The 11,972-nt window shown below is 70.4% G+C and carries 2 protein-coding genes and 1 pseudogene; all 3 read left to right on the top strand.

Features of this window, described 5'->3' with window-relative positions; all coding sequences use genetic code 11:
- Nucleotides 1–246 precede the first annotated feature (246 nt).
- Nucleotides 247–520: pseudogene (locus JIX55_RS51600) on the top strand (IS256 family transposase); the annotation flags it as partial.
- A gap of 218 nt (nucleotides 521–738) precedes the next feature.
- The gene (locus JIX55_RS38895; RefSeq protein WP_257567920.1) at nucleotides 739–8,883 is read left to right on the top strand and encodes a hypothetical protein; all 8,145 of its coding nucleotides are present in this window, start codon (nucleotides 739–741) and stop codon (nucleotides 8,881–8,883) included.
- Nucleotides 8,880–11,714, top strand: a complete 2,835-nt coding sequence (locus JIX55_RS38890) for a hypothetical protein (RefSeq protein WP_257567919.1) — start codon at nucleotides 8,880–8,882, stop codon at nucleotides 11,712–11,714. Before JIX55_RS38895 ends, JIX55_RS38890 begins: the two co-directional genes overlap by 4 nt.
- The last annotated feature ends 258 nt before the right edge of the window (nucleotides 11,715–11,972 follow it).

The following is an 11,972-nucleotide window of genomic DNA, read 5'->3' as shown; positions in this document are numbered from 1 at the left end:
GAAAAGGTGAGGTCAGCCGGCGGCCACAGAGGTGGACTTGACGAACTTCCGGATGCGGGCAACGCCCATCGCAACGACAGTCATCGGTCAACACCTCCCAGGTCACACGCAGCGAACGCCAGCGGCACGGAGCAGCCGCAGGAACGAGCACGACCCTAGCCGCCCTCCCCGACGGCGCACCAGCGATTTTCAGCGCAGCACCTCGGCGTGGCGAGGTCGCGCCTCCCACGGTCGACGCGCAGCACGCGGCCGGGCATGAGACCGCGCTCGGCACAGGAACTGAACTGGCACGTCCGTGCTTACACGGTGGCTGATGAGCGTGCCGGCAAGGGACGTCGTCTGGTGGGGCGCAACGGCTACCATCAGCCGCGGCAGGTCACCACCCCGGCCGGCCGGTTGAGGTCAAGGCGCCGCGGGTGAACGAGAAACGCACCGCATTCGGCACGGCAGAGCGTAAGCGGTTCTCCTCGGGGATTTCGCCGCCGTGGTACCGCAAGTACCGAAGATCAGCGAGGTGCTGGGCCGCTGCTCCACCCCACCCGCACGGTCTGTCCTCCGGCGGCTCCGTGCGGTGGCTGAGGACGGTTTGACTGATAACCTGAGGTGCTCTGGGGTGACCCAAGTGCCATTCCCAAGTTGATATGGCTATCCATCAGATACTCATTGCTGGTGCGGCGGGGGTGCCGGGTGAGCGGGGCTGTCGAGTGGGCTACGGCTGTGGACTGCTACACCACATCGATGGCGACCGACACTCCGCTGGACCGGCACATCGCGACGGCGGCTGCCCCCGTAGCGGTCACGGTGGCCCGTAAGGCGATCTTCCATGTCCACGCCGTCGCGCCGGAGAAGTCACTCGCCGTGCGCCATGTCGCGGCCCTGGCCCGGGTCTTCACCGGTGACGACCCCGACGGTGTGGGGGCTCTCCTCGACTTCTGGCACTTCGCCTGGACGGGCGGCTTCGCCACCGGAGGCTTTCTCGGTGACGAGGCCCTTCCCCATACCCTGAAGACCTCCCTGCAGGCCGTCGTATCCGCAGGAGGCCGACCCGCTCTGCAAGCGGCCCAAGAAGGCTTGTTGCGAGAAGCGCGGCGCCGGCTCGAATCGGAGACTCAGGTAGCCGCCGCCGCGAACCATGTGATGGGCAAAGACCTCTTCCTGCGCCCCCTGCAGGCATTCACCGAGGCCGGCCCCGACGCCTGCATCCTGCTGACCAGAACGCCGGAAGATGCCGTCAAGTCGGTCAACGGCGCTTTGCTGAAGCCTCTGACCATGGGCGGGGTGCGGTATCAGCAGACGGTGGCGACCGCGGCAAGGATCGCCGACCGTATGCGTGAGGTGCTGGCCCTCACCGACATCGTGCGGGACTCGCCGAGCGTGCCTCTCCGCCTCAGTGACGACGACGTCGCCCAACTCTCCGCAGCGGCCCGCGCCCTATTGCCAGTGGTCCTGCTGGACCTGGTCGAGCAAAGCTCCGACTCGTTCGACCCGGCCCCCGTACTGGAGCTGATCGAGGAGCGACTCTCTCTGCCGGAGGCCCAGAACATGCTCCGTTCCGCACTCGCCCTCAGAGAGGCAGGCCGCAAGGGCGGGGCGGTCTCCGAGGCCCTGACACACCTGACGTCGATTCAGAACCGTCTCGACAGCGTCGCCCGGCACATTTCGGAGAGCCCCGAACTGGTCGAGTTCCTCGAAGAGGTTCGCGCGGAGGTCGCCCAGGGGTTGACCGGACAGGTTGACTCGTTCCTGGAGCTGGCGCGTCCGCTGGTCTCGCGCGGCAGACGCCTTGAGCGGACCCACACCCTGCGCGACAAACTGGCGGAGGGCGGCGCTGGAACCTCCGATGGGGACGACGAGGAGAGCACCGGCGACGAGAGGTCCGCGCTGGTCCGTCTCGCAAGGGTCGTGGACATCGCGGAGCGCACCGAGGACGAGGAGGCCGCCGAGCAACTGCTCGCCATGGCCGAGGAGATGGCGGATCGGCTGACACCCGACGGGTCCACCTCCGGCGGCGCCCACCGCACCGGCCCCCGGGGAACCGCCGTTGTGCCGAACGGCAAGCCCGTGGTCGTCCCGCCCATCCTGCTGCTTGCGGAGCTGCTGGAAGAACCATGGCATCCGTTACTGCCCCAGGCCCTTCGCAGCTTGACCGGAGCCAAGGCGGCGGCCGCAGCCTTCGAGGAGATGGCGGGCGACGGGTCGGGCCCGGCGCAACGGGCCGCCGCCGTCTGCGCCATCGGATGGTCCGTGTTCGGCGGAGACCCGGACCGCGCGCTGGAACAACACGCGCGGGTCGCCGAGCAGGCCAGCCGCTCGGCGACCCGGCACTGGAACGAGGGATGCGCCCGCAGCGCGCTCGGCGACATCGACGGCGCTGTCACCGCCTTCGAAGCCGTCGCCAGGCTGGGCGACAGTCCGCCCCAGCTCGTCGTGCAGCCGGTGATGGAGCTCTTCCGGGCGGCCGGACAGCCTAGCCCGTTCCGCCAGCCTCTCAGGCACGGTCCTGTCCCTGGCGCCCGGATCGACACCTTTGTCATGCAGCGGTTCGAGGCCACCGCCAAGCGGATGCGGCTGAGCGGACGCACGGCCGATGCCGAGCTTCTCCTGGAGTCACTGACCGAGGTTTGCACGACGGCACCCGGTCGCTCCCTACTGATGAAGATCTACCGGGAGGAGCACCGGCTCGCCGACGCCGAACGATTCGTGTCCCGGATGACCGCGCGCGGCGCAGCCGACTGGATGCTCGACTTCGACCTGGCCCTGGTGGCCGCCGAAAGCGGCGACGTGCACCGGGCGATGGAACTGCGAGACTGGCTGACCGTAGCCGGGGCTCCACGGCAGCACCTGCTGCAACTGGAGCGTCGGCTCGCCCACACACGTCCCGCCGTCAGCGTGCCGCCCCTGCCCGCGCAGGGACCGGCGGCGCACGTCGCGCCCACCGCCCCGCCTGCGCAATCCCGCCCGGACGACCGGAGTCTGCCGCCCATCCTGCTCCACGAGGACCTGCTGGCACTGGACACGGACAGCCTGCCGAGGGGCCTCTTATTCGCTTTGACCCGGATCGAAAATCCGCTGGAGGTCGCCCAGGGCTTCGCCGACTGGGTCGCCGACGCCCACGGGGCCGCCGCACGGGCCGCCGCGGTGTGCGCCGTCGGATGGGCCTGCCGGGCCGGCGACGCCGACCTCGCCGCCAACTGGGCCGACAGCCTGCTGCCTGCCGACGCCTCCGGCTGGCTCCTGTGGAACCGAGCCTGCGCGCTGGAACTGCTGCAGGACACGGAGGGTGCCGCGCACACCCTGGAGACTGCCCTCAGCACGGGGGATCAGCCACCGCCGGCCGTGTGGCCTCTCGTCGCCGAGCGCCTCACCGCGGCCGGTAGACCGGTACCGCCGTACCCGTCGTCCCCCTACAGCGCGTCCGCCGTTCCTTACCCGCCCGCCCGTATCACCAGCGGCACCGTTCAGCACTTCGAGTCACTGGCCAAGCGGCTCTTCACGGTCGGCCGCAGGCGCGACGCCGAATGGCTGCTGCGCGCCCTCGTCGAAGCCGCCCCCCGGACCCCGGGCCGGCTGCTCCTGATGAAGATCTGGCGCGAGGGCCGTCGACTCGACGACGCCCTCGCCCTTGTCTCCCAACGGCGGGCGCTAGGAGAGGACGACTGGAGGCTCTGCTACGAGGCAGGCCTGGTGGCCGTCGCGGCCGGACGCCCGAACGTCGCCCTCGACATGCGGCGGCAGGTCGCCACTCTGGGAGCCCCTGAGGACTGGATCGCCCAGCTCGACCGGCGGATCGGCGCCCCGCACACTCACGCCAAACCGCAGGCGCTCAACGGTGGCCGCACCGCTCTGACACCCGAACAGCACATCGTGCAGCAGGCGCTGAACGGCCGACAGGACAAGTCCGCCCTCCTGGAACCTGCCCGGCAGCTGCTCGACGAACGGGGCCCGTCGCCCGTACTGGCGGTTGCCCGCCAACTGGAACGCACGGCGCCATGGGCCCGCCTGAACCTGCTCGACCTGCTGATCGACCGGGTCGCCGAGCAACCGGACAGGCAGGCGCCGGCCGGACTCGTCGAGCAGGTGGTGGCCGGCGGCGACGCCAAACTGGTCGCGCGGCTCGCCTCGGCGCTCGATGATTCCGGGGATCACCGGGAGGCCACCCGGCTGCTGGCCGCATTCGCCGAGCAGTGTCGGCCGACCCAACGGCCCCGGATCTGGCACCGGCTGGTCGAGCTGCTGCGCAGCCATGGGGAGGACGAGGAGGCCGACCGGGTCATCGCCCGGACCGCCCCGCCGCTGCCCCGGCAGCCGCTCATACCCGACCCCGGCCGGGCCGTGCGACTCCTGCCCCGCCGCTCTCACCTGGTACTGCCGCCCCGTCCGGAGGACGGCCCCGCGCTGCTCCACGAGGCACAGGAACTGGAACAACTGCACGGCCCGGGAGCGGCCGCCGACGCCTGGTGCGCCGCACTGGAGGCCGGACATGTGCTGGCCTACCCACATACCCTGGGCACCCTGGTCACCGAGGGCCGTGCCGAGGAAGCCCTGGAGTTGTACCGAAGGTACGCGGACCGGCTCTGGACCGGCTCCACAGCGGCCTGGAACATCGCGGCGGCGTACGCCCAGCTGGGACTGCTCGAGCAGGCCGCGGACACACTTGAGATCGAAGCGCAGATCAGCAGCCGGACGGCGCTGGGCTCCGAGGAGCGGGCCGCAGTGGACGACATCTTCCGCTTGGTGCGCAGGCCCTCGACCCGCGGGCTCCTCACCCCGAACAGCGCCTCCGTCATCGCCGGACCGGCGATTCCCCGGACGGGTCCTTCCCCGGACCAGGCGGCCCCGGACGCCTCCGGGCTCGGCTCCGTCCCGGCGCTACGCGCCGCTGAGGGCACCGCTCCCGACGTCCAGGACGAACGTCCCCTCTCTGAACCGGCGGTGATGGGCTCGGCGCCGGTCCGGGCGAAGCCCACGGAGTGGGAGAAGCACCTCAGTGAGAGCTTCCGCAACGGCCTGCGCGGCAGCGAACCCGGCTTTCCCCAGTTCGACCAGCAGACCATGCAGATGCGCGCGAACTACGGCTACCTCATTGAAGGGTTGGCCGAAGAGGCCGAGCGGTTCATTCGGCCGACGCCCCGGCCACTGAGCCCACAACTCGTGAAACGGATCAGTCCGGCGGCAGCTGCCGCGTTCACCTCGGGCCTCACAGCGGCCCAGGAGGATCGCTGGCACGAGGCCGCCGACGCATGGCGCTCGGCCTACGACGCCTACCCCCGCAACGAGGTGGTCGCCTCCGATCTGGTGCTGGCTTTGCTGCGCACCGGGGAACACGCCCTGGCCCGGCCACTCGTCGACGGCTTCGCGTTCAGCAACGCCTTCATCCGTCCCCGGGCCGCGTTGGCACACGCCCTCGGCGGTCCCGCCGCAGCGGTCGAGGAGATCGCCCGGATGCGCGACGAGGACCTCGGCCTCGGGCGGACCGAACTGCCGCTGGCACAGGCCGGACTCGAACTCCACCATCTTCAGGATCCGCACGCCGCAGGCCGCACCCTGCTGTCCGTGGCCACGGACCGCCCTCCGGGCCTCGCCCGGATGTTCGGCGTGGTCGCTCTGTTGCTCGGACAGGACGCCGGCGACGACGCGTTGGTCGCGGAGGCGTACCGGTGCCTCCTGCCGCCGGTCCAGCACATCAACGAGATCGTGGCGGCAGCGCTGCCCGGCCGCCGCCCCGACCACCTCGTGCTGGTCCGGAAACTGCTCGGCCACGGCCCTCTCAAGAAACTGGCAGAAGCGCGCTCGGCGGAACTCGCGCGGGATCAGCCTTCGCACCGCCGACTACAGGTGATGCGCTCCCTGATCGCGCAGCGGCGCGCCGTGTCCCCCGACACACGGTGGCTGTGGGCCCGGGTGCTCTGGCAGGAGGGGGAAAGCACCGAAGCAGCGCAGGCCTACCAGGAGGTTGTCCAGGAGCGGGCGGCCGCACCGGGCCGACCAGGTCTGGCGCACGCCGTCGAGGAGTGGATCCAGGCGGCCCGCAGCAGCGGCGACCCCGCCCGGCACCGGGAGGCCTTGGCCACGAAACAGGAGCTGGGTCTGCCGATGCGGACCCGGGAGCTGGAGATCCTCCGCGGTGACGAAGTGGCTCAAGAGAGCCTCCTCTTCGACCTCAACGCGGACGTGGTCTCCTTCCAGGCGGCCGACGTCGTCCATGCCCGGCCGGAGGCGGTGCACAGGCTGGAGCGAGTCGTGGAGTCGCTGCGTTCCGTGGCCTCCGGCAGCCAGGACGAGACAACCGTCGACCAGCTCGTGGACATCTGGTACCACCAGCTCGCCCAGGACATCGACACCGAGGAGGGCCGCGCCCGCCTGATGGTCCTGGGCCGACAGACCAGGGAGCTGAGCAGCCGCGTCGGCGATCGCCCGCTGCGTGACGTCGCGGAGCGCGTCAGCATCGTCACCTACCGCCTGTGGGAGGAATCCGGTCGCCGCCTGCTGCCGCCGCGCGTCGAGGAGGCGTTCCGGGTGACCGAGTCGGAGCTGTGGTGCCACGACGAGGGCCCTCTGCACGTGCGCCTCACGGTGGAACCGCAGGAGGAGGGACGCGTCCGGATCGGCTGCAACGGCTCTCCGTACGTGGAGGTGGAGCTGGATCAGGGCCGGAGACAGCAGGTCGTCTTCCGAGTGGACGAGCTGTACGAGGTCGACCGGGTGGAACTGGACTTCTGGGTCTACCGCCCGGACACCGCCGAGGCGGAGAGCCTGAAACTGCCCTTCCCCGTTGAGCGTAGACGCTGGCTGGAGGAACTCGGCAGCCACGCGTTCGCTGCCGGCAGCCCCGCCGATCAGCGGATCCGGGTGCCGCGTGAAGCCGAGCTCACCCAGCTCCGCCACCACTACCGCGGCCGGCTGGCGGCTCCCGTCCGATTCCTGCATGGGCCCCGGCAGGTGGGCAAGACGACACTGGCCCGCTCGCTGTCGGCCCACCCGCTCCCGGAGAACCCCGCCGACTGGCCGCTGCCGGGGGTGCTGGCCGTCGAGGTCAACGGCGAGAAATGGAGCCACCTCCACAAGGTGTCCCTGTGGGAGTGGCTCGCCGACCAGATCCGCAAGAGCGTCCGAAAAGCGTGGCCCGCCGGGGTGACATGGAACGGGACGCTGCCCGCCACGGGCTACGAGTTCGGCGACTGGCTGACCAGCATGCGGCTCATGGGCCTGGGTGATTGGCGTCTGCTCTTGATGATCGACGAGTTCCAGACCCTGCTCGACCGGGTCAACGAATCGGGTCAGCCGATCGCCCACCTGGGCGACCAACTGCGCGCAATGGCGAGCGACCCCGACACGCCGCTCCTCCTGCTGACCTTGGGCTCCTGCAGTTTCGAAAGCCTCAAGGCGAGGCTCGTGCCGCATGGCAGCAACCTCACCGACGAGATCCGTGAGTTCCCGGTCGGGTTCATGGAGCCGGAACAGGCTCGGATGATCTTTGAGCGTGGTTTCGACGACGGGGTCTTCCTGCAGCAGGCCGTCGTCGAACGCGTGGTGGAGTACACGGGCGGCTACCCCTACCACGTCCACTGCATGGGCGAGGAGCTGGCGAAGGTGCTGGCCGGCCGCAAGGCCTCCATCATCACGCTCGAGGACGTCGAGTCGGCTGCCCAGGCACTCGTCGAACGGCCAGAGGTCATCAAGCCGTTCTCGGACATGGAGCGGGAGCCAGGGGTGGCGGAGGCTATCGCCTATCTGCTGGAGAACGAGACGGCCCCTGACGAGGACGAACTCACCATCGACGGCGACGCGGTCGACCTGGCGACCGAGCCGGAGGTCGACCGCGGACTCGACAGGATCAAGGAGCTCGGTCTCATCCGTCGCTACGGCCACAGCTACTGGGTCTGGTCGAACAGGCTGATCCACATCTGGTTGAAGCAACGGCACGCACGGCAGCGGCTCAAGGAACAGGCCCGCGAGGCCGCCCAGCCCGCCCCTGTGGCCCTGGTCCCAGCAGTAGAGACCACGGTCAGCCCTGGCGACGGCCCGGCCGGCGATGCCATCGAGGATCCGGCCCAAGCACTGCGCCGCGCGGGGTTCGTCGTGTGCGACGCATTGGGCGAGCAGCTGTTCGACGAATTCCCCGCCGCGCGGAAGGTCACAGTTCACGGCCGCACCGCCGTCGCCAAACTCCTCAACCCCCACCGCGACGGAACCTGGCTAAGCGCGCTGAAGGCGCGGTTCGACGCCCTGGACACGAGCGCCGTCAGCGGCGCGCCAAGACTGCTCCCCGAGCAACCCGTGGTCGACGGCCGCTGGTTCGTCTTCGAATGGACCGACGGCCGGACCCTGGCCGAGGCCATCAGGGACGAGGACCGCATCCCCTACTCCTGGTGGGATGCGGTGGGCTGGATCACCGACGCGGCGGACACCATCGCGCGTGCCTACCGTGAGAAGGCCCTCACCCACGGAGACGTCAAACCCGAGAACCTCGTCCTGGCACCCGACAGCCGGGTGACCGTCCTCGACTGGGGCGGCGGCAACCTCGCCGGCGAGCCCAGCCCGATCCTCGACGACCACGCCTTCGACCCCCGGTACGCGCCCGAGGAGAGAAGGTTCGACGTCGGCGGATCGTACGACAGAAGAGGCGTTCTCCCCCAGGACGACGCCTACTCCCTGGGTGCCACCCTGTTCCAGCTCGTCCATCCCGAGCGGAGGCCGCTCAGCGACTTGGCACTCAGTGGAATGGACCAACAGATTGTCGAGGTCCACTTCGATGTCATCGAGGACAAGACGTCCTGGCAGCTCGCGGGTCTCCTGCGCAAGGCCCTGCTCGCACGCCCCGACCGACGCTTCCAGGGCGCCGAGGAACTGGCCGCCGCGCTGAGGGAGATCGCCCGCACATGACCACATCCGCCTCCAGCCCTGTACCCGCCCCGCGCCCGGCGCCGACGCCCGGCCCCGCGAACTCCGACTGGCCCGCCCGGCTCGCCGCGGCCCTGTCCGCGAAGCCCGACCGGATCGTCCTTCCCCACCACTCACCCGTCGGACAACAGGCGCCGTACTCCTACCCCATGGAGAACGACGCCATCGTCCTGCTCCCCACCACCGCAGTCGTCGTACAGCTGCTGCCCGCCGAGGAAGGCAGGGTGCTGGGCCACTACGCGGCATACCACTGGCACCACGAACACGGCACCGTGCGCACCGTCGTGCCCAACCCGCTCGCCCGCGTCCGGCACAAGCAGTCCGTTCTCTACAGCAAGCTGGGCCGGAGGATCGGCACCCAGGGCATCGTCGTCCACTACGACGATGTCGACGTCACCGCGGTGGAACGGGAACCCGGACACCCCCTGGTGCCGCTGAGCGGACTGGAGGCCTGGCTGGCCAACCTCCCGTCGGGCCGACGGCCGACGGTCCGCCCCGAGGAACTCCGCCGACGCCTCCACAGCCGCCGTACACAGTCCTGGCCCGAAAATGGCTACCGCCACGGGCCGGTGCTCACCTACCAGGACACCTGGGTCGTCCACGAGGGCGTCCATGTCGATCCGGCCGGCCGTGAGCACCGGGTGGCCCTGGTCATCGGCCCCAACGACACGAAAACCCGGTACGGAGCACGCCGCGACCACGACGTCGCTCACCTTTCGGCATCCGGCCCGGTACTCGCCCCGTTCACCGTGGAGAACGGGACCCGTCTCGTCGTCCCCCTACCGCTCCCACCCGGCCCCGACCTCGGCGCCCGCCTGCACACCGGCCTGACCACGTCGGAAGCGCTGCGCCACGCTCTGGCCCTGCTCCGCACCATCGCCGACTGTCACGCCCGGTACGTCGTGCACCAGGCGATCAGGCCCGAACTCGTCTTCCCCGACGAGGGGGGCCGGACCGTCACCCTGATCGGCGCCGCTTACGCCCGCATCGGCGGCCAGGGCGGAGGAACGGACCTGCTGCGCTCAGCCGTACGGGACGTCCACGTGGCGCCGGAGATCCGCGAAGGAGCGCCACGGACGGTTCCCCAGGCCGCAGACCTGTGGTCCTGGGCCACCGTAACCGTGGCTCTGCTGCTCGGACCCGGGGCCGGAGATCACCCGCCGGCCGACCTCGCCCGGCTCCCCGCAGACGTACCCGACGTATGGCGCCGCGCCCTGGAACACTCCCTCGGCAGCCAGGGGGAACGCCCCACCGCCTCAGCGCTGCTCGCAGTCCTCGACGGCTCATCGGCGGTCGCGCCGACCGCTGCCCGGGAGTCTGCCGGGTCCACCGCCCCCCTCCTGCCGCCGCAGGCCGGGGGGACGGAGCCGTCGTCCGCTCGACCGGCTCCGGTCGCGGTCTCCGCACGGACGCGGGGGGCGCGCCTGTATCAGCTCGGCCCGTACCAGACGGAGCAGGAGCGGAAGGTCGCCCACACTCTGGCCAAGGGACTCGGCCCGTCCGACGCCGTGATCGTCGCCGCACGGGCCGACCGGCGAGGACGAGCGACCGACGTCGACTGCGTGGTCCTACGCGGTGACGTCCTGATCGCCGTCGAGTGCAAGAACTGGCGGCTGCCCGACGGCCTCGACCCGACAGCCGGCACCTGGCCGCCCGGGCCCGGCGTGACCCGTGCCTACACCAACCATTCGCCCCTGCCCTTGCTGAAGCAACTCGCTCCCGCCCTCAAGCAGCAGATCGGCTGGCCGGGACGCACCGCCTGCCTGCTGGTCGTCCCGCAGGTGCCGGCCCTCGCCGACCCCGGCTCCGAGGCCGCTGCGGCACTGGTCTCCCAGAATCCCGCCGACTTGCTCGGGCGGGTACGCGAGATCGCGCCCGGCGACCACCGCCCACCCGAGTTCGCCGACTGTCTCCGGCGACTGGTCGGCGAGATCGCCACCCCACCGGTCCTCTCGGGCTTCCGCCTGGAGGCTCCGCACGCCCTCGGCGACGGCTGGCAGGCATTTCGTGCGGAGGCCAACGGCCTGCCCCACTACCTCAAGATCATCGGCGAGAACATGACCACCCTGCCGCGTGCTGAGGCCACCCGCCTGCGCCGCGCGCTCAGCGGCCGTATCAACGAGGTGGCGCGGCGGCTGTCCACCCGGCCCGAACTGGCCCACCGCGTATTTCGCCCGGTGGACCTGCCCAGAGACACCTCCCAGGTCGAACCGCATCTGCTCATCGCCTACGTCTGGGAACACGACGATCCGGTACGAGGGCTCCCCGTCCCTCTCCCGACCGCCCGAGCCGCGGAAGTCATCGCCGGACTCGGCGCCGCAGTGGCCGACCTCCATGCCGGCGACGTCATTCTGCGGGACCTCTCCCCGGACTCTGCCTATCGGTGCACGCCGCCGCCAGGTGCGCCCTCGGGCGAGCCGTACTACAAGGTGTCCATGCTTGAGTGGATGCGTGTGCCCCAGGCGTCCACCGCCTCTGTTTCCCAGCTCTTCTCGCGCTTCCCGTCCCCGTATGTGGCGCCGGAGATCCGCGATGGCGACACTCGCCGCGTCCCGGCCTGCGACCTGTACTCCCTCGCTGCCGTCGCCCACTGGCTGCTCACCGGTGAGGACCCGCCGTACCACAGCGCCACCGACCAAGTCCCCGACATCCTCGCCGCACACGGAGTCCCTCGGCCGCTGATCGACCTGCTCTCGTCGGCGCTGCTCCCGAGCGCTGCCCGCCCCGCCTGGACCGCCCAGGAATTCTCCGCGCGCCTGAGCGCAGCCGCCGACTTCAGCAATCCCGCACCAACCCGTGAACAGGATTCGTGATAGCCCACTCACGAACCGGGGAGGCTCTTGGGCGTAACTTGCCAACCAACCGGCCTCACTCCTGACGAAGGGGTACCGGCATCAAGATCCGAGGCCGAGGAGAGGCGATACCCGCCACGGCCGGGGGCGGCGCCGTTCTCGAGCCCGAATCGCCCAGGCCGTCGGCGACCAGGACGATGGTGCCGATCCGGTGCGCGATGTCGGTGGCCTCGGCTCGAGGCGGCCCAAGATCCTCAAGGTGTCCGGAGCCATCGGCGT

The organism is Streptomyces sp. DSM 40750, from assembly GCF_024612035.1.
Taxonomy (GTDB): Bacteria; Actinomycetota; Actinomycetes; order Streptomycetales; family Streptomycetaceae; genus Streptomyces.
The sequence above is the reverse complement of the archived record's forward strand: the minus strand, read 5'-3'. Positions and strand labels throughout refer to the sequence as shown.